Source organism: Sphingomonas phyllosphaerae (assembly GCF_029623345.1).
Taxonomy (GTDB): domain Bacteria; phylum Pseudomonadota; class Alphaproteobacteria; order Sphingomonadales; family Sphingomonadaceae; genus Sphingomonas; species Sphingomonas phyllosphaerae_C.
Genome location: NZ_JAPYKH010000001.1, coordinates 206,439 through 228,623, shown reverse-complemented (window position 1 = coordinate 228,623; position 22,185 = coordinate 206,439). Strand labels below are relative to the sequence as shown.

Annotated in this window: 22 protein-coding genes; 12 read left to right on the top strand and 10 right to left on the bottom strand. The window is 70.5% G+C overall.

The genetic code is table 11. The features are described 5' to 3' along the window. Window positions 1-150 precede the first annotated feature (150 nt). Window positions 151-498: a hypothetical protein gene (locus QBJ89_RS00990; protein ID WP_277978675.1), complete on the top strand. Its 348-nt coding sequence runs from the start codon at window positions 151-153 to the stop codon at window positions 496-498. A gap of 9 nt (window positions 499-507) precedes the next feature. Continuing rightward, window positions 508-1,176, top strand: a complete 669-nt coding sequence (locus QBJ89_RS00985; protein ID WP_277978674.1) for a glutathione S-transferase family protein — start codon at window positions 508-510, stop codon at window positions 1,174-1,176. Here the strand turns inward: QBJ89_RS00985 and QBJ89_RS00980 are convergent. Continuing rightward, window positions 1,173-1,631 carry a cupin domain-containing protein gene (locus QBJ89_RS00980; RefSeq protein WP_277978673.1) on the bottom strand — a complete coding sequence of 153 codons (459 nt, stop codon included), beginning with the start codon at window positions 1,629-1,631 and terminating at the stop codon, window positions 1,173-1,175. The two genes, QBJ89_RS00985 and QBJ89_RS00980, sit on opposite strands and share 4 nt — an antisense overlap. Before the next feature lie 14 nt (window positions 1,632-1,645). On the opposite strand from QBJ89_RS00980, the gene dapE reads away from it, so the two are divergent. After that, window positions 1,646-2,767: a succinyl-diaminopimelate desuccinylase gene (dapE, locus tag QBJ89_RS00975; protein ID WP_277978672.1), complete on the top strand. Its 1,122-nt coding sequence runs from the start codon at window positions 1,646-1,648 to the stop codon at window positions 2,765-2,767. Window positions 2,768-2,838: 71 nt separating this feature from the next. Here dapE and QBJ89_RS00970 read toward each other — a convergent pair whose 3' ends face one another. The 3 genes from QBJ89_RS00970 to QBJ89_RS00960 are packed head-to-tail and all read right to left on the bottom strand — an operon-like array spanning window position 2,839 to window position 5,364. Further along, the gene (locus tag QBJ89_RS00970; protein ID WP_277978671.1) at window positions 2,839-3,375 is read right to left on the bottom strand and encodes a Smr/MutS family protein; all 537 of its coding nucleotides are present in this window, start codon (window positions 3,373-3,375) and stop codon (window positions 2,839-2,841) included. Further along, the gene (locus QBJ89_RS00965; RefSeq protein WP_431522488.1) at window positions 3,350-4,681 is read right to left on the bottom strand and encodes an MltA domain-containing protein; all 1,332 of its coding nucleotides are present in this window, start codon (window positions 4,679-4,681) and stop codon (window positions 3,350-3,352) included. Before QBJ89_RS00965 ends, QBJ89_RS00970 begins: the two co-directional genes overlap by 26 nt. 38 nt (window positions 4,682-4,719) lie before the next feature. Next, window positions 4,720-5,364, bottom strand: a complete 645-nt coding sequence (locus QBJ89_RS00960; RefSeq protein ID WP_277978669.1) for a Tim44/TimA family putative adaptor protein — start codon at window positions 5,362-5,364, stop codon at window positions 4,720-4,722. A gap of 192 nt (window positions 5,365-5,556) precedes the next feature. Here QBJ89_RS00960 and secB point away from each other — a divergent pair, with 192 nt between their 5' ends. The 4 genes from secB (at window position 5,557) to QBJ89_RS00940 (ending at window position 9,272) form a co-directional block, all read left to right on the top strand. Then, window positions 5,557-6,057, top strand: a complete 501-nt coding sequence (gene secB / locus QBJ89_RS00955; protein WP_277978668.1) for a protein-export chaperone SecB — start codon at window positions 5,557-5,559, stop codon at window positions 6,055-6,057. 104 nt (window positions 6,058-6,161) lie between these two features. Further along, complete coding sequence (murJ, locus tag QBJ89_RS00950; RefSeq protein ID WP_277978667.1) at window positions 6,162-7,751, top strand: murein biosynthesis integral membrane protein MurJ; 1,590 nt, start codon at window positions 6,162-6,164, stop codon at window positions 7,749-7,751. Window positions 7,752-7,756: 5 nt separating this feature from the next. Next, on the top strand, window positions 7,757-8,764 hold the full coding sequence (trpS, locus tag QBJ89_RS00945; RefSeq protein WP_277978860.1) for a tryptophan--tRNA ligase: 1,008 nt from the start codon (window positions 7,757-7,759) through the stop codon (window positions 8,762-8,764). A gap of 217 nt (window positions 8,765-8,981) precedes the next feature. Next, complete coding sequence (locus QBJ89_RS00940) at window positions 8,982-9,272, top strand: PspC domain-containing protein (protein WP_277978666.1); 291 nt, start codon at window positions 8,982-8,984, stop codon at window positions 9,270-9,272. A gap of 7 nt (window positions 9,273-9,279) precedes the next feature. Here the strand turns inward: QBJ89_RS00940 and dnaA are convergent, their stop codons facing one another. From dnaA to mutM, 3 genes are all read right to left on the bottom strand, one after another. Further along, window positions 9,280-10,641 (bottom strand): chromosomal replication initiator protein DnaA, encoded by a 1,362-nt coding sequence (gene dnaA / locus QBJ89_RS00935; RefSeq protein ID WP_277978859.1) that lies wholly within the window; start codon window positions 10,639-10,641, stop codon window positions 9,280-9,282. A 464-nt stretch (window positions 10,642-11,105) separates the two neighbouring features. Beyond that, the gene (gene rpsT / locus QBJ89_RS00930) at window positions 11,106-11,369 is read right to left on the bottom strand and encodes a 30S ribosomal protein S20 (protein WP_132909366.1); all 264 of its coding nucleotides are present in this window, start codon (window positions 11,367-11,369) and stop codon (window positions 11,106-11,108) included. Between the two features lie 97 nt (window positions 11,370-11,466). Beyond that, window positions 11,467-12,282, bottom strand: coding sequence for a bifunctional DNA-formamidopyrimidine glycosylase/DNA-(apurinic or apyrimidinic site) lyase (mutM, locus tag QBJ89_RS00925; protein ID WP_277978665.1), 816 nt, complete (start codon window positions 12,280-12,282; stop codon window positions 11,467-11,469). A 197-nt stretch (window positions 12,283-12,479) separates the two neighbouring features. On the opposite strand from mutM, the gene QBJ89_RS00920 reads away from it, so the two are divergent. Genes QBJ89_RS00920 through coaBC form a run of 4 tightly spaced genes read left to right on the top strand, consistent with a single transcriptional unit; the run spans window position 12,480 to window position 17,000 of the window. Continuing rightward, window positions 12,480-13,238: a class I SAM-dependent methyltransferase gene (locus QBJ89_RS00920; RefSeq protein ID WP_277978664.1), complete on the top strand. Its 759-nt coding sequence runs from the start codon at window positions 12,480-12,482 to the stop codon at window positions 13,236-13,238. Next, window positions 13,235-14,773 carry a 2-polyprenylphenol 6-hydroxylase gene (ubiB, locus tag QBJ89_RS00915; protein WP_277978663.1) on the top strand — a complete coding sequence of 513 codons (1,539 nt, stop codon included), beginning with the start codon at window positions 13,235-13,237 and terminating at the stop codon, window positions 14,771-14,773. Before QBJ89_RS00920 ends, ubiB begins: the two co-directional genes overlap by 4 nt. After that, the gene (locus tag QBJ89_RS00910) at window positions 14,770-15,816 is read left to right on the top strand and encodes a hypothetical protein (protein ID WP_277978662.1); all 1,047 of its coding nucleotides are present in this window, start codon (window positions 14,770-14,772) and stop codon (window positions 15,814-15,816) included. The genes ubiB and QBJ89_RS00910 overlap by 4 nt, the downstream gene beginning before the upstream one ends. Then, entirely contained in the window at window positions 15,813-17,000 is a 1,188-nt protein-coding gene (gene coaBC, locus QBJ89_RS00905) for a bifunctional phosphopantothenoylcysteine decarboxylase/phosphopantothenate--cysteine ligase CoaBC (protein WP_277978661.1), read from the top strand. The genes QBJ89_RS00910 and coaBC overlap by 4 nt, the downstream gene beginning before the upstream one ends. Before the next feature lie 63 nt (window positions 17,001-17,063). Here coaBC and QBJ89_RS00900 read toward each other — a convergent pair whose 3' ends face one another. Together QBJ89_RS00900 and QBJ89_RS00895 are read right to left on the bottom strand one after the other, a co-directional pair. Next, window positions 17,064-18,665 (bottom strand): glycoside hydrolase family 43 protein, encoded by a 1,602-nt coding sequence (locus QBJ89_RS00900; RefSeq protein ID WP_277978660.1) that lies wholly within the window; start codon window positions 18,663-18,665, stop codon window positions 17,064-17,066. Beyond that, complete coding sequence (locus QBJ89_RS00895; protein ID WP_277978659.1) at window positions 18,662-19,903, bottom strand: MFS transporter; 1,242 nt, start codon at window positions 19,901-19,903, stop codon at window positions 18,662-18,664. The genes QBJ89_RS00900 and QBJ89_RS00895 overlap by 4 nt, the downstream gene beginning before the upstream one ends. A 175-nt stretch (window positions 19,904-20,078) precedes the next feature. Here QBJ89_RS00895 and QBJ89_RS00890 point away from each other — a divergent pair, with 175 nt between their 5' ends. After that, window positions 20,079-21,107 carry a LacI family DNA-binding transcriptional regulator gene (locus QBJ89_RS00890; protein ID WP_277978658.1) on the top strand — a complete coding sequence of 343 codons (1,029 nt, stop codon included), beginning with the start codon at window positions 20,079-20,081 and terminating at the stop codon, window positions 21,105-21,107. Between the two features lie 103 nt (window positions 21,108-21,210). Here QBJ89_RS00890 and QBJ89_RS00885 read toward each other — a convergent pair whose 3' ends face one another. Beyond that, a complete protein-coding gene (locus QBJ89_RS00885) occupies window positions 21,211-22,170 on the bottom strand; it encodes a cupin domain-containing protein (RefSeq protein WP_277978657.1) in 960 nt (319 codons plus the stop codon). Window positions 22,171-22,185: the final 15 nt, after the last annotated feature.

Here is a 22,185-nt window from a genome sequence, read left to right as displayed (position 1 = left end):
CAGGAATCCGCACACGCTGAGGTTCGCGAATTTGACGCACCGTTCGCGCGTCTGGATCCCCGCCTGCGCGGGGATGACGGAGGTGGCCGGTAGCAGCCGAGCGCCTGATGCCTTCCTCAGTTCGTCGCACTCCCAACTGACGCGCACCTGGTGAAGCGCTCGCTCAAAGTGCTCCCCACGCCTCAATGCGCCCGCACGCGCTCCCGCGCCGCGGCGATCTGCCGCCGCAGCAGTTCGGAGCGGCTCGGCAAAGCCATGGTCGAGCCGAACACCAGCCGCGGTGCCTGGATGAAGGCGGGTGCGCGCGGCGCCAGATCGGCGGTGCAGGGCGGCGTGCTGAGCGGGTCCAAGGTCATCGACATCACCCTCCGGCCGGGAGCGGCCAGCCGCGACGCTACGCCCGGCATCACTGCCGCCGGCTCTACAAGAGCGGTTAACCGCACGCACACGCACGTCGGCGATACGCGCGCGATTGCCCTCCCCGTTTCGCGCGCCTAACCAGCGGGGATGAAGCTGATCATCGGCAACAAGGCCTATTCCTCCTGGTCGCTGCGCGGCTGGCTCGCCTGCCGCCAGTCGGGGCTTCCCTTCGAGGAAGTGGTGGTCCCGCTCTACGACGAGGCGTGGGACAAGCGTCGCGAGGGCGACGAGTTCGCCCCCTCTTCCGGTAAGGTGCCGATCCTGTGGGACGGCGAGGCGGTGGTGTGGGACAGCCTCGCCATCGTCGACTATCTCGCCGACAAGGTCGGGCGCGCGCCCTTCTGGCCCGAGGACGAAGCGGCGCGCGCCATGGCGCGCTCGATGGCGGCGGAGATGCACTCCAGCTTCGCCGCGCTGCGCCGCAAGCACGGCATGAACGTGCGCCAGATCTACGCGCCGAGCCCGATCGACGACGACGTCGCGGCCGATCTGACGCGGATCTTCGAGCTCTGGGCGCAGGCACGCGCGCGCTTCGGCGGCGCCGGCGAGGGCGATTTCCTGTTCGGCGCGTTCGGCGCGGCCGACATCATGTTCGCGCCGGTGTGCACGCGCATCGTCACCTACTCGCTCCCCGCCCCCCGCTTCGCCGCCGCTTATATCGGTGCGGTGCTGCGCCACCCCTTCCTGCAGGACTGGATCGCCGGCGCGCAGGAGGAGGAATGGGTGATCGAGAAGTTCGAGCAGCCGGCCGCCTAGTGCGCCCCCTCCCCGCCCGGCGTCGGCTCGGCCTCGTAGCCGTGCCGCGGGTGCCAATGCATCGCGATATCGGGATAATGCACCGTCGATGCCTCGGGCAGGCTCACCGCGAACAGGACGCAGGGCGAGTCGCTCTCGGTGCGGAGATGATGCGCGTTCGCCTCGCCCTTGCGGAAGGTGGCGATGTCGCCCGCGCGCAGCGAGTGGCGGCCAGTGTCGTCGACCAGCACTGCCTCGCCGCTGAGCACGACCACCACCTCGTCCTCGCCCTCGTGCCAGTGGCGCTGCGACGACCAACCGCCCGGCGGCACGGTGACGTGCGTGGCGACGAAGTCGCCCAGCCCCATCGCCTCGGACAGCACGCGCACCGTGCGATCCGACGCCGCCGCGTCGAACGGCGCGGGATAGTCGCTCCCCTCGTGCGACGGCAGGCGCTCGACATCGACTTTGGGCATAAGGAACTCCTCGCGTGATCGACGTGGTTCAACTCGCGGGCGCGCTGATCGCTGCGGAGAGCGTGACGCCGGCGCGCGGCGCGGTGTTCGACGTGCTCGAGGCGGTGCTGCTGCCGCTCGGCTTCGCGGTCGAGCGCTTCGTCGCCGGTGAGGCACCCGATGGGCCGGTCGAGAACCTGCTGGCGACCCGCGGCAGCGGGCGTCATCTCGCCTTTGCCGGCCATGTCGACGTCGTGCCGCCGGGGCCGGGCTGGAGCGCGGGCGCGTTCGAGCCGGTGATCGCCGACGGCCTGTTGCGCGGGCGCGGCGCAGTCGACATGAAGGGCGCGGTGGCCGCCTTCGTCGTCGCCGCGGCGCGCGTCCCGGCCGACGCCGGCCAGCTGACGCTGATCATCACCGGGGACGAGGAAGGACCCGCCACGTACGGCACGGTGGCGCTGATCGAGCGGATGCGCGCGCGCGGGCTGCTGCCCGACCTGTGCCTGGTCGGCGAGCCCACCTCGGTCGCTGCGCTTGGCGACATGGTCAAGATCGGGCGGCGCGGCTCGGTCAACGTCTGGATCGACGTGCCGGGGCGGCAAGGGCATGTCGCCTACCCGCACCTCGCCGACAATCCGATCCGGCCGCTGATCGCGGCACTCGCCGAGCTCGACGCGCTGGTGCTCGACACGGGCAGCGAGTGGTTCCAGCCGTCCAACCTAGAGATCACCGACATCACGGTGGGCAATCCCGCGACCAACGTCATTCCCGCGCACGCCAGCGCGCGGCTGAGCATCCGCTTCAACGACCTCCACCGCGGCGCCGATCTGGCGGCCAGGGTGGAGGCGATCGTCCGCGCCCACGCCCCCACGGCGCAGGTGATGGCGCGAGTCTCAGGCGAGGCGTTCCTCACCGCGCCAGGGGCGTTGTCGGCGCTGGTCTCGTCGGCGATCCTCGAGGTGACGGGGCGAACGCCCGAGCTATCGACCACCGGCGGGACCTCCGACGCGCGCTTCCTGCGCGCGCTCTGCCCCGTGGTGGAGTTCGGGCTGCTCAACGCGACGATGCACAAGCCCGACGAAGCGGTGACGCTCGACGATCTGGCGCAGCTGACCGACATCTACGAGCGGACAATCGAGCGCGCCTTCGCGGGTTGAGGCCCGGGTCGCCTTCCGTCCCAAGACCCAAGACTGCCGTCATCCCGGGCCCTTTGACGCTCTCCACCCGCTCACCGCTTCCGCCGCAAGATCACGTACAGCGCGCCCGCGCCGCCGTGCCGCGGGTGGGCGTTGCGGATCGCGGCGATCACGCCGGCGTGGCGCGAGAGCTGGAGCCAGTCGAGCACAGAGGCGCGGATCGCACCGCGCGCATGCGGGCGCTGGCTCTCCGGCCGCGGCGGCTTGCCCGTGACGAGCAGCACCACCCGCTCCCCGCGCGCGATCGCCGCGCCTAAACCGAAGTCGAGCGCGCTATGCGCCGAGGCGAGCGTGTGACCGTGCAGGTCGATCGTCCGCTCGGGCGCGACATGGCCAGTCGCGAGCCGCCGGTCCCAGCCGCGGTCGAGCGTTTCGCCGGGGCCGCGCGGCGCGGGACGCGCCGGCGCGCTGACCGGAGTCACCGACGTCGTGCGCGGTGGTGCAGTCGGCTCGGGCAGCGGCGGCGCGGCAGCGACGGGCTCGGCCCGCCGCCCCGGCAGCGCGCGCACCGTGGCGCGCACGCGCGCCCACAGCGCTTCCTCGTCAGCGCCGAGGCGTCGTCCCGCCACCTACGCCTCCCGCGGCGCGTCGGGCTACCCAGCGGTCGTAGCTGCCCACCGGGAGCAGCAGGAAGGCGGTGCCCCGCGCGCTCATCCCGCCAGCGGTGGCGCGCGCCGCCTCGCCCGCGCCCCAGAAGGTATCGACCCGGTTGGCGCCTTTGATCGCGCCGCCGGTGTCCTGCGCGATCCATACGCCGTTGGCGTCGGTGCGGTCCATCGAGAGGAAGATCGGCGCGCCGAGCGGCACGAAGCGCGGGTCGGCGGCGACGGTGACGCCGCCGGTGACCGGCAGGCCCAGCGCGCCGAGCGGTGGCCCGTCGAGCTCGCGGAAGAAGACGTAGCTCTTGTTCTCGCGCATGATCGCGCGGCCTTCATCGGGATGCGCGTGGAGCCAGGCGACGATCCCCTGCATCGACGACTGCCCCGGTCCGAGCAGCCCGCGGCTCTTCATCAGCGCACCGATCCCGGTGTATTCGCGGCCGTTCTGCGTCTCATAGCCGATGCGTAGCAGTTCGCCGCCACGCATGCGCACCAGCCCCGAGCCCTGCACCTGGAGGAAGAACAGCTCGACCGGGTCGGCGGCATAGCCGAGCACGCGCGCGCGCCCCTCCAGCGCGCCCTGCTCGATCGCGGTGCGGTCGTAATAGGGCACCAGTCGACTGCCATCGACGCGACCGCGGATCTTCTTGCCCGCGAGCGTGTCGACGAAGCTGCCGAGGTCGACGTCGATCAGGTCGGTGGGGCGCGCGTAGATCGGGGCGTAGCCGGGGCGCGGCTCGCGCGAGCCGGCGATCTCAGGGATGAAATATCCGGTGGCGAAAGCGCGGCCATCGCCCACCTGCACCGCCTCGAACCAGCGCTGGAAGAAGGAAGCAGCGTCGCGGTCGGCGGTGGTCGACGCCGCGATGCAGGCCGCCTGCCAGTCGGCGCCGAGCGTCAGCCCGCTCGTGTCAGTGCGGCGGACCAGACTGGGGCAGCTCAGCCGGAAAGCGGCGAGCGCGGCGCTGGCCTGGTCGCGCTCGAGCGGGAGTGTGCTGACCGCGGGGCCGCGCACGATACCGTTGGCCGAGGCGCTGACCGCGCCCGGCACGGCGATGCCCGGCACCGGCGGGAGCGGCGTCGACGCGACCGGCTGCCGCGCCGGTCGATCGAGCGGATAGGAAGTCGGTGCCGCCGCGCGCGGCGGGCGCGAGGCAGACGGGGCAAAGGCCGGGCGGCTCGCACCGCTGCGCGGCGGCGTCAGTCGCGCGCCGGGCCCGACGCACGCGGCGACTGCCATGGCGCCCGCCAACGCGAGCGCCCCTCTTATCCGCATTGCGCCCCTTTCGCTGTCACGCCGTCGTCCGCGGCGTCTTACGCTTCGTCGGTGTCCGCAAGGATCCAGTTCGGGTCAGCGGTCTTCACCTGACGCACGAAGGTCCATACATCGTGGGTCTCGACCGCGTCACTGGTCGATCCCGCGACCACCTGGCCCTCACCGTCGCGGGTCACCGCGGCGATATCGGCGTCAAAGCGCACGGTGACGCGCGCCTCACCGCCACCGACCGACGCCGAGGCAATGCTGGCGCGCTCGACCGAAATCAGGCGATTGTCGAGCACGTGGCCTGCCGCCTGTCGCGCCAAGATCGCCTCCTGGAACGCGGCGAGCACGTCCGGCGCAACCAGCCCGCGCAACGCTTCGATGTCGCCGCGCCAATACGCCTCGAGGATCATGCGATAGGCCGACTTGGCACCCTCGATGAAACGGTTGACATCGAACTGCGGCTCGGCCGCGACGAGCGCGCGGAGGCCGGGTTCGGTGCCGCTGTCGAACGGCCGCATCACAAGCTCGCGCACCTCAGGAGTGACGTCGACGGTACGCGGCAGCGCCGCCGTGCCGACTCGCTCTTCGGCAGGCTTGGGCAGCGGCTGCTCGTGGCCGGAGCGCTTGCCGAGAACCGAGTAGAGCCGCAGGGCGAGGAAGCCGGCGACCATGGCGAGCAGGACTACGTAGAACACGGCAACTCCAGACGGCTGGTCTGCGAAAACTTGACGTCGTACATAGGCATGACGGCGCCGAACATCAAACTGCCCTGGGTCAAATCGCCGGGGCGGCGATTGTATCCCGCCAGCCGCGCTGCTAACCGCCGCTGACTGCTGCGCCCGGGGCTCCCCGGCGCGCGCGACACAGAATCGGTGAAGGGACGGACGATGGACAGCCAGGACAATCTCGGCGGCGAGCCGCTCGCCAACGGCGCGGACACGGCCCCGGCTGCGGGCCTGATCTCGCAATACGTCAAGGACCTGTCGTTCGAGAACCCGAACGCTCCGGCGGTCTACCAGGAGCCCAACCCGCCCGAGATCAACGTCCAGTTCGACATCGGTGCGGCACAGGTGGGCGAGGACGTCCACGAGGTGACGCTCAAGATCGAGGTGCGCGCCACCACCGGCGGCAAGACCGCCTTCATCGCCGAGTTGTCCTATGCCGGCCTGTTCGGGCTGCGCAACGTGCCGACCGAGCATGTCCAGCCCTTTCTGCTCGGCGAGGGGCCGCGGCTGCTCTTCCCGTTCGCGCGCCGCGTCGTCGCCGACGCGATCCGCGACGGCGGCTTTCCGCCGCTGCTGCTCGAGCCGATCGACTTCAACGCGCTGTTCCTCCAGCAGGCACAGGCGCAGGGCGTGTCGTTCGGTGGCGAGATCGGCCAGGCCTGAGGTCGTAGCGGTGCTCCTGCGCACGCAGGAGCCCAGGGCGGCGAGCCTGGCTCGTATGTCTCTGGGTTCCCGCGCCCGCGCGAACTCGAGTGGCCGTTAGCGCTATGAATATCGCCAAAGCGCTCGGATCGGTCGGCGGGCTGACGTTGGCCAGCCGCGTGCTCGCGCTGGTGCGCGACACGCTGCAGGCGAGCTATGTCGGCGCGGGCTTCGCCTCGGACGCCTTCTTCGTCGCGTTCCGCCTGCCCAACATGTTCCGCGCCCTCTTCGCGGAGGGCGCCTTCTCCGCCGCCTTCATCCCGTTGTTCAACCGCAAGGTGGCCGAGGGTGGCGGCACCCCCGCGGGCGTCGATTTCGCCGAGCGCGCGTTGGCAGTGCTGTTTCCGGTGCTGCTCGTCTTCACCGCCGCGATGTTGGTCGCGGCGTGGCCGCTGACATGGGCGCTGTCACTCGGCTTCGAACGTCAGCACCCAACCGCGGATCAGTTCGCCTTCGCGGTGATGCTCTCTCGCTTCACCATCCCCTATCTGCTGCTGATCTCGCTCGTCTCGCTGCTCGGGAGCATTCTCAACTCCCTCGACCGCTTCTGGGTTAATGCCGCGGCTCCGATCCTGCTGAACGTGGCGATGGTCGGTGGCCTGCTCTTCTTTCACGGCAGCGACGTCTATGTGACCGCGCGCGCTCAGGCGATCTCCGTCACGGTCGGTGGAGCGTTCCAACTTGCCTGGCTGTGGCTGGCCTGCCGACGCGCAGGCGTATCGCTGAGGCTACGGCGCCCCCGGATAGACGATGACGTCAAGCGGCTGCTGAAGCTGATCGTTCCCGCCGCCGCGGGCGCTGGCGCGGCGCAGGTCAATCTCGCCATCTCGACCGCGTTGGCCGCCGGGCTGCTCTCCGCCGGTTCGGTCTCCGCGATCTATTACGCCGATCGACTCAACCAGCTGCCGCTCGGCATGATCGGCATCGGGCTGGGCACGATCCTGCTGCCGGTCGTGTCGCGGCTGCTCAGCGAGGGGCGCGACGCCGAGGCGATGGAGACGCAGAACCGCGGCCTGGAGCTCGCGCTGTTCCTCACCCTGCCCGCCACCGCCGCCTTTGTCTTCGCCGCCGAGCCGATCGTGCGCGGGCTGTTCCAGCACGGCGCCTTCACCGGCGCGGACAGCGCGCGCTCGGCGCAGGCGCTCGCCGCCTTCTCGCTCGGGCTGCCCAGCTACGTGCTGGTCAAGGTGCTCACTCCCGGCTTCTACGCGCGCGCCGACACGCGCACGCCGGTGCGGCTGGCGCTCTACTCGGTCGCGCTCAACCTCGTCGGCAACCTCGTGCTGATCCCGACGCTGGCGCATTGGAACATCGGCCAGATCGGCCCGCCGCTCGCCACCGCGCTGGCGTCGACGGTCAACGTCGCCTCGCTCTACGTCGTGCTGGCGCGGCGCGGTCATTTCGCGCTCGACCCGCAGCTCAAGCGCAAGGTGCCCCGGCTCGCGCTCGCTGCGCTGCTGATGGGCGGCGCGCTGCTGCTCGTGACACCGCTGGTCGACCCCTATCTCACCGGCAGCCTCGTCGTGCGCGGCGTCGCGCTGGCGGTGCTGGTCGGCGCGGGCGTCGCGATCTACGCGCTCGCCTGTTTCGCCACCGGCGCGTTCCGCGTTGCCGACCTTCGATCCCTCCTCCGTCGCAGAGCCTCTTCCCGATGACCAAGATGCGCGTCGTCTCCGGTATCAAGCCGACCGGCAACCTCCACCTCGGCAATTATCTGGGTGCCGTAAAGCAGTGGGTCGCGATGCAGGATCAGATCCAGGCGCAGGGCGGCGAGACGATGTACTTCATCGCCGACCTGCACGGCCTCACCGAGTTCATCGCGCCCGCCGAGCTGACCGCCAACACGATCGAGATGACCGCCACGCTGGTCGCGGCCGGAATCGACCCCGAGCGCTCGATCCTGTTCAACCAGGCACGCGTGCCCGCGCACAGCGAGCTCGCCTGGCTGCTCAACAATGTCGCGCGCGTCGGCTGGCTCAACCGCATGACCCAGTTCAAGGACAAGGCGGGGAAGAATCGCGAGGGCGCCAGCGTCGGCCTCTACGATTATCCCGTGCTGATGGCCGCGGACGTGCTGCTGTACAACGGCACGCACGTCCCCGTCGGCGAGGACCAGAAGCAGCATCTCGAGCTGGCGCGCGACATCGCGACCAAGTTCAACACCGACTATGACAGCGCGCTGTTCACCTTGCCCGAGCCGCTGATCAGCGCCGCGGCGCCGCGGATCATGTCGCTGCGCGACGCCGCAGCGAAGATGAGCAAGTCCAACCCGTCGGAACAATCATTGGTCAAGCTGATCGACAGCGACGAGGTTATCGCCGACAAGTTCCGCAAGGCGAAGACCGATCCAGACCTGCTGCCGGCGACGGTGGAGGAGCTGGACGGCCGACCCGAAGCACGCAACCTGCTGACGATCTTCGCGGCGTTGGCCGACCGTACGCCGCAGGACGTGCTCAGCGAGTTCGCCGGCAAGGGGTTCGGCGCCTTCAAGCCGGCGTTGGCGGACCTGGCAGTGGCCAAGCTCGCGCCGATCCGCGACGAGATGGTGCGGTTGCTCGACGATCGCGCCGCGATCGATTCAATCCTGGAGCGCGGCGCGGAGAAGGCGCGCGCGTTGGCGGCGCCGACACTGCGCCAAGCGCAGCGCGCGATGGGGTTGTTGGCGTAAGCTGCGTGCTGTTGGTGGCGCGTAACGCCAGATGATGGCGCTTCTTCCCTTCCCATTGGACGAAAGGTTGGGGGCGGGGAGCTTTCGCAGACGGCGCGTTAGCGGCCACGCCCCTCTCCAGCCCTCCTTTGAGGGAGAGCGAAAGTCTGTCTGGCATCACTCTTGCTGAGCCTCTCGTGAGCCGCGGCGACCGCCGCCCGAGAGAGCGAGAGAGCGCATGACCGAGTCCACCACCCCACCCGCCCCACGCGACAACCTCTTCGGCGTCTGCGCCGCGGTCGGTGCGGATTTGGGCTTCAATCCGCTGTGGCTGCGCGCCGCCTTTGCGGGCGCGCTGCTGTTCAGCCTTGAAGCGGTGATAGCGACCTATGCCGCGCTGGGCGTGATCGTGCTGGCCAGCCGACTGCTCTTCCCAGATCGCCGGCGCGCCACCGCCAGCACCACGGTCACTCAGCTCCCGCCGATGCCGGACTCAATCGAGGAGGAGCCGCTGCGCCGCGCGGCGTAAGCGGCGCTCAGCCGCCGAGCTGGCCGAGCAGCATCCGCACCGCGCCGTCGACCTCGCGGTCGCTGTCACGCAGCGCCTCGATCCGCTTGACCGCGTGGATCACGGTGGAGTGATCGCGCCCGCCGAACTTGCGGCCGATCTCTGGCAGCGAGCGCGTTGTCAGTCTCTTCGCGAGATACATCGCGATCTGCCGCGGCCGTGCCACCGCACGCGCGCGACGCGCCGAGATCAGGTCGAGCGGCTTGAGCTCGAAATGATCCGACACCAGCTTCTGGATCTGGTCGATCGTCACGCGCCGCTGGTGCCCGCGCAGCATATCGCCGAGTGTCTGCGTCGCGAAGTCGAGGTCGATCGTCGCACCCGTCAGCATCGCATAAGCGGTGACCCGCGTGAGCGCACCCTCTAGCTCGCGGATGCTCGCGGTGATCCGGGTCGCCAGCAAATCGAGCACCGCGGGGGGGACACGTACGTCCGGCATGTCCGCCACGCGTCGCGCGAGCACCTCGCGGCGCAGCGTCAGCGACGAGGGGCGGATGTCCGCCACCAGCCCGCCGCCGAGACGGCCGAGGATGCGCGGCTCAATCCCCTCGAGCGCCTGGGGCGCGCGATCGGCGGCGATCACCAATCGCTTACCCGCGGCCATGATCTCGTTGACCGTGTGGAAGAACTCCTCCTGGGTCGAGTCCTTGCCGGCAATGAATTGGAGGTCGTCGATCAGCAGCAGGTCGAGACCGCGCAGCTTCATCTTGAACGCGAACGTGTCGCGCGCACGCACCGCGGCGACGAACTCGAACATGAAGCGCTCCGCCGACATCAGCATCACGCGCGCGCCCGGGTGCGCTGCGAGGAAGGCGTGTGCCACCGCGTTCATCAGGTGGGTCTTGCCCTGTCCGGTCGCGCCGTGGAGGAAGAGCGGGCTGAACCGCACGGGACCGGGCGCGGCCAGCGCGCGCGCGGCGTTGACCGCGACCAGGTTCGACTCGTCCACGACGAACCGGTCGAAGGTGAGCCGTGGATCGAGCTGCGGGCGCTCGCCGGCCTCCCCCGGGTCGGCGGCGGCTGGCTCCGCCGGTGCCGCGACCGCGGCCGGCGCGGTCAGCACGGCGGCGACCGGCGCGCGCGGCGCGGTCTCGACCTCAACGCTGCGCACGCCCGGCAGCACCGCGCGGAACTCGTGCACCAGCCGCTCGGCATAGTGGCTGCGCACCCAGTTGGTCATGAACGGGGACGGCAGCGTCAGCCGAACGTCGAGCGGGTCGGTTGCGTCGGCCAGCTCGATCGGTGCGAGCCACTGGTCGAACAGCCGCGCCCCGGCGGATTGGCGCAGGTTGGCGCGCACCCGGGTCCAGGCCCGCGCCACGTCGCTCATCCCGTCCACTCGCTCCGCCAGTTGCGCCACGCACGACTCTCCCGTTGCCGCGAACGCGAGCGTTCGCGGATCATTCATCCGCAAAGTCAAACGTCCCCCTGCCCGCGGCCCCTCGCGCGTCGGCTATCAGACGGTGTCTCTGTGCCGCGCCGGACGATCGCCGGTGCGGTTCGACAGGATTAGGAACAGCCGACTGAGTCGATCAAGACCGGTCGCGGACACAAAATCGAAATAAAGAAGGTTGACTCGCCATCACCCACGCAAATGCGTCAAATATCTCATAAGTGACTGTAATTGCTTGGTTTTTTTGAAGATCTCGCGATCGTATCGGGTGCGAATCGCAGGATTCCCGAGGCTTTTGGAAAGAAGCGCCGACCCGGCCCGGGGATTGCCGAAACCGCATACGAAAACGCCCGCCGGGAGCGTCCCGGCGGGCGTTTTCGTAGCACTGATAAGGCGTTAGCTTAGGCGAGCCCGGCCACGCGCTTGGTCAGGCGGGAGAACTTCCGCGCTGCCGTATTCTTGTGGAGTACGCCCTTGGCGACGCCGCGCGCGATCTCAGGCTGCGCCGCCTGCAGCGCGGTCGCCGCCCCGGCCTTGTCGCCGGCCGCGAGCGCTGCCTCGACCTTCTTCACGAAGGTGCGGATCCGACCGACGCGGTTACCGTTGACTTCGGCCCGGCGCTCGTTGCGGCGGATGCGCTTCTTGGCTTGCGGCGTGTTCGCCATGAACGTCCTCTGACTGTTTCGAATCGATGAAAAGCAGGGCGGCCGGCAACACCGTCACCCTCGAAGGCGCGGCCCATAGCGCGGGTGCCGCGTAGGGTCAACCGCGCTGGCAGGCCGGGCACCAGAAAGTCGAGCGCCCACCCTCGGCATAGCGGTGCACCGTCCCGCCGCAGCCGCACGGCTCGCCCTCACGGCCATACACCGCGAACTGCTTGGAGAAATAGCCGAGCTCGCCGTCGGGCCGGGCATAGTCGCGCAGGCTTGAGCCGCCCGCCGCGATTGCGGACTCAAGCACCTCGTGGACCGTCTCGACCAGCCGTTCCAGCCGCGACCGCGCGATCCGCCCCGCCGCCCGGCGCGGGTTGATCCGCGCGTAATACAACGCCTCACAGACATAGATATTGCCCAGCCCGGCGACCACCCGCTGGTCGAGCAGCGCGAGCTTGATCGACGTCGTCTTGCCCGCCAGCGCGGCGCGTAGATAGTCGGCAGTGAAGGCAGGGCCGAGCGGCTCGGGGCCGAGCGCCGCAAACGCAGGGAAGCCGACCAGCTCGTCGGTGGGCCACAGATCGACCGAGCCAAAGCGGCGCGGATCATTGAGCGCGAGCCGCCGCCCCGCCGCCGTCTCGACCAGCAGATGATCGTGCGCGAGCAGCTCGGCTGGGTCGACCCGCCAGCGCCCCGACATGCCGAGGTGGAAGATCATCGTGTCGCCGCGATCCGTGTCGATCAGACCGTATTTGGCGCGGCGCGACAACGCGATGACCCGCGCACCGGTGAGCCGCTGGCGTAGCTCGGGCGGGAACGGCCGGCGCAGGTCGCCGCGGCGCGGCTCGACCAGCGCGAGCGTGGCGTCGAGCAGCACCGGCGTCAGCCCGCGCACGGTGGTCTCAACTTCGGGAAGCTCGGGCATGGCGGTGACTTAGTGACTCGACCTCGGCGAGGCTAGGGAGGCCGCGCGACGCCGCTTATCGCGCGGATCACGATCGTGTCAGGCATGAGGCGGCGGCACGATCGAGATAGCCGAACGCCGGGCCTGGGCGCTGACCGTTTGAGATCAGCGGGCGCTCCCCCTTCCCTCCCCCCGGCGCACGCCCTAGAGCGGCGGGCATGAGCGATACCCCCGGCAGCGCCGCCAGCGAGCGCGTGGTCTCCTTCGGTTACGAGGACGTCACCCCGGTCGAGAAGACCGCGCGCGTGCGCGGCGTCTTCTCCAACGTGGCGAGCCGCTACGATCTGATGAACGACGCCATGTCGGGGGGCATGCACCGGCTCTGGAAGGATCGCTTCGTACGCCGGGTCAAGCCGCGCGCGGGCGAGCAGATCCTCGACATGGCGGGCGGCACGGGCGACATCGCCTTCCGTCTCGCCGCGCACGGCGCCGCGGTGACTGTCGCCGACATCAACCCTGAGATGCTCGAGGTCGGCATGCGCCGCGCGCAGCAGCGCGGGATCGACGGACTGGTGTGGACCGAGGCCAATGCCGAGACGCTGACCTTCCCCGAGCGCTTCTTCGACGCCTATACGATCGCTTTCGGCATCCGCAACGTCACCGATATCCCCGCCGCGCTGCGTGAGGCGCATCGCGTCCTGCGCCGGGGCGGCCGCTTCTACTGCCTCGAATTCTCGACCACGCAATGGCCCGGCTTCGCGGAGGTGTACGACGCCTATTCGCACCGCATGGTGCCGAAGCTCGGCCAGCTGCTCGCCGGCGACTCTGACAGCTACCGCTATCTCATCGAGTCGATCCGCCGATTCCCCGACATGCCCGCATTCGAGCGGATGATCGCCGAGGCCGGTTTCGTGCAGACCCGCGTCGAGGCGGTGCTGGGCGGGCTGGTGGCGATCCACAGCGGCTGGAAGATGTGACCTCACCCATCGTCCACACCTGGCGGCTGCTCAGCTGGGGGCGCACGCTGGCGCGCCATGGCGCGCTGCGCGGGCTCGAGCGCGACCTCAACACGCCACCGCGGCTGCGCCGGCTGCTGCGACTCGCGCGGCTCGGCGCCCGCGTGCCTGCCACGCCGCGCTACGCCGACGCCTTCGAGGCGCTCGGGCCGGCGGCGATCAAGTTCGGCCAGACGCTCGCCACCCGCCCCGACCTGGTGGGCGAGGAGGCCGCGCACGACCTGCTGCGGCTGCAGGACTCGATCCCGCCGGTGCCCTATGCCGCGATCTCGCAGGTGATGCGGACCAGCTTCGGCCGCCCGCTCGACACCTTGTTCCGCGAGATCGAGGAGGTGCCGGTCGGCTCGGCCTCGATCGCACAGGTCCACCGCGCCATCACCACCGATGGTCGGCGTGTCGCGGTCAAGGTGCTGCGCCCCGGCGTCGAGGAGGATTTCGCGCGCGCCATCGACACCTATGAGTGGGCGGCTGCGCAGATCGAGCCGATGGGCGGCGAGATCGCGCGGCTCCAGCCGCGGCTGGTGATCGAGACGTTCAAACGCTGGACCGCGCGCGAGCTCAACTTCACGCGCGAGGCGGCGTCGGCGTCCGAGCTGGCCGAGACAATGACGGCCGAGCCCAAGTTTTTCGTGCCCGCGGTCGACTGGGCACGCACCACCGGGAAGGTGCTGACGATCGAGTGGATCGACGGCATCAAATTGTCTGATCGGTCGGCGCTGATCGAGGCCGGCTACGACCTGCGCGAGCTGGCCCGCGTGCTCGTCCACGCCTTCCTGCGTCAGGCGATCGCCGACGGCTTCTTCCACGCCGACCTGCACCAGGGCAATCTGTTCGCGCTGCCGGGCGACGAGGTCGCGGCGATCGATTTCGGCATCATGGGACGGATCGACCGGCGCGCACGCGTATGGCTGGCCGAGATCCTCTACGGCCTGATCACGGGTAATTATCGCCGCGTCGCCGAGATTCATTTCGAGGCGCAATATGTGCCGGCGCATCACAGCGTCGAGGAGTTCGCTACGGCGTTGCGCGCCGTCGGCGAGCCGATGCGCGGCCTGCCAGTCAAGGACATGTCGATCGGCATGATGCTCGACGGGCTGTTCGGCATCACGCGCGATTTCGACATGGTCACCCAGCCGCACCTGCTGCTGCTGCAGAAGACGATGGTGATGGTGGAGGGCGTCGCCACCGCGCTCGATCCCGACATCAACCTCTGGATCACCGCAGCGCCGTTGGTCGAGGACTGGATCCGCACCGAGCTCGGCCCCGAGGCGGCGATCGCCGACCGGCTCGTTGCCGACGTGCGCACGCTCGCTCGGCTGCCCGAGCTGGTGCGGCGGATCGAGGCGCGCTTCCCGGCGCCGGGCGGCGCGCCGCCGCAGCCGCCGCTCAAGGAGATTCAGGTGGTGCGCGTGGGCGGAGGCTGGCGTTACGTTCTGGTGGGTGCGATCGGCCTGGCTGCGGGCGCGGGCGCGATGCTGCTGGCGGCGCCGTGGTGACGTTTGCGCCGCTGCTGCTCGTCGCGCCGACCCGCCTCGGCCGGGTCGAGCGCGGCACGGCGCGGTGGTGGTGCGCGGCGCTGCTGGTCGGCCTGATCGCGGCGGTCGGCTTGTCCGAGGTGAGCACACGACCCGCCGCCGAACTGCTCCATGATTCGATTGTCGCGGCGATGCGCCACGGTGGCAATTATTACGAGACCTTCCGCGACCTGGCCCGCTCGACGCCCGACGGCGAGGACGCGCGCGCGCTGCCGCCGACGCTCGCCGCCGTCAGTGCCGCTCTGCCGAATGGGGCAATGCTGCTGCTGGTCGGCGCTGCGCTCGCCGCGCTGGTCGCGGTCGGCGTGCAGCGGCTCGCCGCGCTGTTCGTCGGCGCCGCCGGCCAGGTGCTCGCCGCGCTGCTGCTCGTCGCCGGGACCGCCGCGGTCGCGCTGCTGTGGGAGCAGGCGCCGCACGCCGGCTGGGCCGCCTTGCTCGCCGCCTTCGCCGTGCTGCTGCGCCGCGCCGAGCGCTGGGGCACCGCCGCCGCGCTCGGCTGCGCCGCCGCGGTGATCGATCCCGCCGCGCTGCTGGTGCCGGTCGTGATGGGGGCTTTCGCGCTCCGCGACGGCAGCGCGCGCGAGGCGCTCGGCTGGCTCCTCGCGCTCGCGGTCGGGGGCGCCGTGCTCGGTTGCCACCTGTGGGCGGTCGCCGCAGCGATGCCGCTACCGACCGAGGCGGCCCCGCTGCTGATCGCGCCGCCGGGCGGGCTGGCGCGGCTGCTCGGCGCCGCGCTGCCGGGTGTCGCCCCCGGGTTGGCGGCGGCGCTGCTGCTGCTCGCTTTGCTCGGGTGGGCGGCATTACCGCGCGCGCTCGGACCGCGCGTGGTCGCGCTCGTGCTGGTCGGGATTGCCGCCGACGGGCGGTTCGCCGGGCTGCACAGCGCGACGCTCGCGACCGCGCTGGTCGCCCCCGGACTCGCGCTCGCACCCGACGCGATCGCCGATCTGCTGCGGGGCGCGCCGGGGCGACGTCGCATCACGGTGACGAGGGTGACACGATGAGCCGGATCCTGCTGATCGTCGGCGGTGGGATCGCCGCCTACAAATCGTGCGAGTTGGTGCGCGCGCTGCGTCGCCGCGGCCACCGGGTGCGCTGCGTGCTGACCGAGGGCGGGGCGCATTTCGTCACCGCGATGACGCTCGCCGCGCTGAGCGAGGACAAGGTCTACACCGATTTGTGGGATCTCAAGGACGAGGCCGAGATGGGCCACATCCAGCTCAGCCGCGAGGCCGATCTCGTCGTCATCGCGCCCGCTACCGCCGACCTGCTCGCGCGCATGGCGGCGGGGCTGGCGAACGATCTCGCCACCACGCTGCTGCTCGCCACCGACAAGCCGGTGCTGGCCGCGCCCGCGATGAACGTCCGCATGTGGCTGCACGCCGCGACCCAGCGCAACGTGGCGCAGCTGCGCGGCGACGGCGTCACGGTGATGGAGCCCGACGAGGGCGCGATGGCGTGCGGCGAGTTCGGTCCCGGCCGGCTGCCCGAGCCGCTGGCGATCGCCGACCGGATCGAGCGCATGCTCGCGCCGCGCGCCGCTGGCGTGCTGGCGGGGCGGCATGTGCTGGTCACGGCGGGGCCGACGCACGAGCCGATCGATCCGGTGCGCTTCATCGCCAATCGCTCCTCGGGGAAGCAGGGTTTCGCCCTCGCCGCGGCGCTCGCCGACCTCGGCGCGCGCGTCACGCTGGTGGCAGGCCCGGTGACGCTCGCCACGCCCGCCGGGGTCGATCGGGTCGACGTGGCGACCGCGGCCGAGATGGCGGCGGCGGTCGACGCCGCGCTGCCCGCCGATGCCGCGGTGATGGTGGCGGCGGTGGCCGACTGGCGCGTCGAGCAGGCGGCGGTGCAGAAGCTGAAGAAGGACGGCGCCGCGCCGGCGCCGCTCGCGCTGGTCGCCAACCCCGATATTCTCGCCGGGCTGGCGAAAGACCCGCGCCGGCCGCGCCTGCTGGTGGGTTTCGCCGCCGAGACCGAGCAGGTCGTCGCGCACGCCACCGCCAAGCGCGTGCGCAAGGGCGCCGACTGGATCGTCGCCAACGACGTCTCGGGCGACGTGATGGGCGGGGACGCCAACACGGTGCAAGTCGTCACCGCCGAGGGGATCGAGACCTGGGAGCGACTGCCCAAGGCGGCGGTCGCGGCGCGGCTGGCGGAGCGGATCGCTGCGGTGCTGGCGGACTGAGCGCAGCATCCCGCCGGCCCCGACGGGGGAGTTCCCCGCGCTACCTCTTCTCCTCCGGCCGCGTCACTCCTCGAGATAGTGGAAGTAGCGGAAGTCGGCAGGCTGCCCGGCGCCCGACATGTCCTGGCAGGCCATGCCGGTGAACGTTCCCGTGAAATTGGGCAGCCCGGGCAAGGTGGCTTCGTCGGAGAGCAGGTCGGCGGCGAACGTCTCGGGAAGCCACGTCCACTCTGCGTCATCCTCGGCGCGCACCGCGAAGCGCAGTCGCTCGTGGTCTACCTCCGCGCGCAGCGCCGTCGGCCCCGCGCCGACCGCGACCGGCGTGCTCACCGTGCTGACGCCTTCGTCGAACGGTAGCACGGAGAGTACCTGCGCCATCCGCTCACCCGCGTCACCCACAGTCAAATGGAGGAAGTGGAACTTGGTCGCGTTGTAATAGCAGACCAATCCCGCGGCCTGTTGGAAGTTGACGGGAGTGTAGTCGAGCAGAGTCTCCACGGTGTAGCGGAAGGCGAGCGGGCGCCGCGCGACCAGCGCCTGGGTGAAGTGGCTGCCGATCGTCTCGCGCCCGTGCAGCCGCAGCCAGCCCGGCCGCGCAGTGAGGCTGAGGATCTGCTCCGGAAAGGGTGTCCGCAGCCATTGGAACGCGGGCGGCAGCGCGTCGCGGGCGAAGTCGTCGCGCTCACGCACCGGCGCTCGCTCATCGCTTGCTAAGCCGACCAGGGCGACGGGGAGCGCGTCGCCGTTCAGCGTTCGCAGCCAGCCGTCTTCGCCCCAGCGCATCGGCTGGATCGCGGTCTCGCGCCCGAGCACGCAGCGGTCGCTCGCGGGCAGCGGGCGCCCGCAGAGATAGGTGAGCCAGGTGGTGCCGTCGGGCGCATCGACCAGGTCGCCATGGCCGGTCCGCTGTAGCGGCGCGTCCGGCCGCCCCTTGGCGGTGAGCACCGGCCCGTCGGGGTGCGGCTCGTAGGGGCCGAACAGCGTGCGCGAGCGCGCCATCACCACCGCGTGGTTGCGCTCGGTGCCGCCCTCGGCGACGAGGAGATGATACCAGCCGTCGCGCTTGTAGAGGTGCGGACCCTCGGTGAAGCCCAGCGCGGTGCCGTGGAAGATGACGCGGCGCTCGCCGATCAGGCGGCCGGCGGCGCCATCCAGCTCCTGCACCACGATCCCACCGAAGCGGCCGCGGCCCGGGCGGTGATCCCACAGCATGTTGAGCAGCCAGCTGCGCCCGTCATCGTCGTGGAACAGCGCCGGGTCGAAGCCGCTGCTGTTGAGATGGACGGGATCGGACCAGTCGCCGTCGACCCGGTCGCTCCACACCCAGTAATTGTGGAAATCGCGCAGCGACACCCCCGCCGCGCCGCCCACCGTGGTGCGCCCGTAGCGCTTCACGTCGGTGTAGACGAGGTGGAAGCGGCCGGCGGCATGGCTGAGGTCGGCCGCCCAGACACCGCAGGAATCCGGGTCCCCGCGCAGGTCGAGCTGGCTGGGGCGGTGCAGCGGCCGCGCCACCAGCCGCCAGTCGGCGAGGTCGCGCGAATGGTGGATCTGCACGCCGGGCAACCACTCGAAGGTCGAGGTGGCGAGATAATAATCCGCACCGACGCGGACGATCGACGGGTCGGGGTTGAACCCGCGCAGGATAGGATTGCGGATGGTCATGACGGCTTTCGGATGTTCGTCCAGAGCAGCGCGGCGCCGACGAGGTCGAGCAGGCCGAGCAGGATGAAGAAGGGCTGGTAGCCGACCTGGTCGACCAACGCCCCCAGCACCAGCGTGAAGATCAGCACGCCGAGGTTGGCGGCCGTTCCCGAAATGCCGGTCGCGGTCGCCACCTGGTCTTGCGGGAAGAGGTCGGACACCATCGTGATCACGGTGACCGATAGCGTCTGGTGCGCGAAGCCGCCGACGCACAGCAGTGCCACCGCCGCGACCGGGCTTGTCACCGTGCCGACGAAGATCATTCCCGTCATCAGCACCGCGCCGAGCGTGAAGGCGCTGCGCCGCGCGTCGATCAGGCTCACCCCGCGGCGCTGCAGCCAGGCCACCACCGCCGGGCCGAACAGGCAGCCGAGGTCCGCGGCGAGGAAGGGCAACCAGGCGAAGAGCGCGATCTGCTTGAGATCGAAGTGGCGCGCTTGGACGAGGTACAGCGGCATCCACAGCGACAGCATGCCCCACACCGGATCGGCGAGGAAGCGCGCCCCGGCGATTGCCCACAGGTTGCGCCGGCGCAGCAGCTCGCCCAGCGGCGGTCGGTGGCGGTGCTGCGCCAGCGCCGCCTCCTGCCCGTCCGCGATCAGCTGTCGCTCGCCCGCTGTAATCAGCCGGTGGCGCGCGGGGGGTGCGTACCACAGCAGCCAGGCCACGACCCACAGCAGCCCCAGCCCGCCGGCGACGAAGAAAGCGGCGCGCCAACTGTGATGGAACACCGCCCAGGCAACCAGCGGCGGCGCGAACACCGCACCAAACGAGGCACCGATCTGGTAAATACCGCCCGCGACGCCGCGCTCGCGCGCGGGAAACCATTCTGCCACCACCTTCATGCCCGCGGGCTGCGCCGAGCCCTCGACGAGGCCGAGCGCGCCGCGCAGGCCGGCGAAGCCGAGCCAGCCCGTCGCCAACCCGTGCCCGACGGTGATCAGCGACCACAGCGCCACGAACAGGGTGAAGCCGATCTTCAGCCCGATCACGTCGAGCAGATACCCCGCTACCGGCTGGAACATGATGCCGAACTGGAACGCGCCGGTGATCCAGGAATATTGCGCCGAGGAGATCGACTGCTCGGCCATGATCGCGGGCGCGGCGACCCCGAGCACGCTGCGCGCGAGATAGTTGATCACCATCGCGCCGACGAACAGCGCGATAATCGTCCAGCGCACATAGGGGAACCGCGCCACCCGCCCTCCTCGGTAACGTTACCAGCATCGTCGTACGCGGGTAGACCCGCCGCTGACAAGCGCTCGCTAGCAGATCGCGGCGCGATCGATACCATTGACGCAGTGTCCCGCCGCGATGCAGGTCGGTCCACGTGAGGCGCGGTCGGCGGGCGACGGCGCGGAGGCAAGGACCGACGTGCCCCAGCCGAGAGGACGTCGCCGCGGGGTGACGATCATCGACGTGGCCAAACAGGCCGGCGTGTCGCCGATGACGGTCTCGCGCGTGATCAACGGCGATCCTGGCGTGCGCGAGGAAACGCGCGTGCTTGTCAACGCCACGATCCGCGAACTCAACTACACGCCCAACCTATCGGCGCGCAGCCTCGTCACTTCGCGCGAGCTGCGTATCGGCGTGATCTACGCCAATCCCAGCGCGGCCTTCATGAGCGGCTTCCTCGCCGGCGTGTTCGAGGAAGCCTCGGCGCGCGCGGCGCAGCTGATCCTGCTTAAAGGCAAGCAGGGCGGCGTGCCGACCCATGACGAGATCGAGCAGCTGATCGCCTCGGGCATCGGCGGCGTGATCCTGACGCCGCCGCTGGGAGAGTCGGGCGCGGTGCGGCAGATCCTGCGTGACGCGGGGCTCCCGCTGGCGGTGGTGGCGGGGCGCGTGGCCGACGCCATCTCGGTCGGCATCGACGATCGCCGCGCCGCCCACGACATGACCCGCCACTTGATCGCGCTGGGCCATCGCCGACTCGGCTTCATCGTCGGCAACCCCGACCAGACCGCCAGCGCCGAGCGGCTCGCCGGCTTCAGCGAGGCCGCGCGCGAAGCGGGGGTGGAGACCTGCGTTGCGCAGGGCGACTTCAGCTACGCCTCGGGATTGGTCGCGGGCGAGCGGCTGCTCGACTCCGCCGCGCCGCCGAGCGCGATCTTCGCGAGCAACGACGACATGGCCGCCGCGGTCGTCTCGGTCGCGCATCGCCGCCATCTTGACGTGCCGCGCGACCTCACCGTGGCCGGCATGGACGACAGCATCGCCGCGACGACGCTATGGCCGCCGCTGACCACGATCCGCCAGCCGGTGCAGGAGCTGGCGGGGGAGGCGCTGCGGCTGCTGATCGACGAGATGCGCGCGGCGCAGGGCAAAGGCCCACGCTGCGTCGCGCGCGTGCTCGATCATGTGCTGGTCGAGCGCGAGTCGACGGCGCCGCCGGCGCAATAGCTCGCGGCTGAGTTGTGCTCCGGCGAATGCCGGAGCCCAGTGTTGCGCTCCTGCCTTCGCAGGAACACGGGTGAGCTAAGACGCGAGTGACGCCCTTCCAGCGTCACTGCCGCCCGCGCGATTCGACGCTATAGCCGTGCAACCCCATTGGGTAGGGGTTGACCGCCACGCGCGTCCCCATCTGCCCCTCCGGGCCGCCGAAGCTGGCGCGGTGCCAGCGCCCCTGCTTCGCGATCAGCACGTCGCCGGGTGCAGCGGCCTTGATCAGCGGCTCGCCCTCGATCTGCAGGTCGACGTTGCCCTCCATCACGAACCAGAACTCGTCATAGCCGACGTGGAAGTGGCCGAGGTTGGAGGAAGGTGGCGTCGGCGTGGCGCGACCGCGAATGTTGTTCACGAACAGGTGCTGCGTCGCCACGAAGGCGGTAGCGCGCGCTCCGCCCTGGACCACGTCCTTGTAGTAATCGAGGTACAAGGGATTGGCGTCGTCGGGCGTGCCCGCCCCGCCCGCGGCCAGCCGCCGCTCATAGTGGAAGCCGGCGACGTCGCGCGGCCGCTCGGTGGTGCTCGCCACCGGATAGAGCGGCATGTCCGCCGCGGCGTGGATCTCGAACCACAGCGCGGGCTGGTCGCCGACAGTCTCCAGCGTGAAGGGCACGCGCAGCGGCACGTCGATCTCGAAGCCTTTGCCCGCAACGAAGCTCGGCTGCCCCGCGATCGCGACGCGCAGCTGCCCGCCCCACACGATGATCGCGGTGCGATTGTCCGAGTAAGCTACCTCGGTGGTGCGCTTGTTGGCTCCCTGCTGGTGCCAGTCGGCGACGATGTCGCGGTTGCGCACGATGGGCTGCGACCAGTCGCTCGCGCCGCGGTGAAGCGCGAGCACGTCGGCGAGCTTCCACCACGGCCGATTGGGCGTGTCATAAGCGGCGTAGGGCGTCTTCTTGGGCACCCACATCTCGACCGGCGCGGGCGGTGCCGGGCGGGGCGCCTGCGCGGTGAGCAGCAGTGCCGCGGCGGCCGCAGCGGCGACGCGCGCGCGGCGTCGGATCAGATGGATCATGGTCGCTCCCCTCCT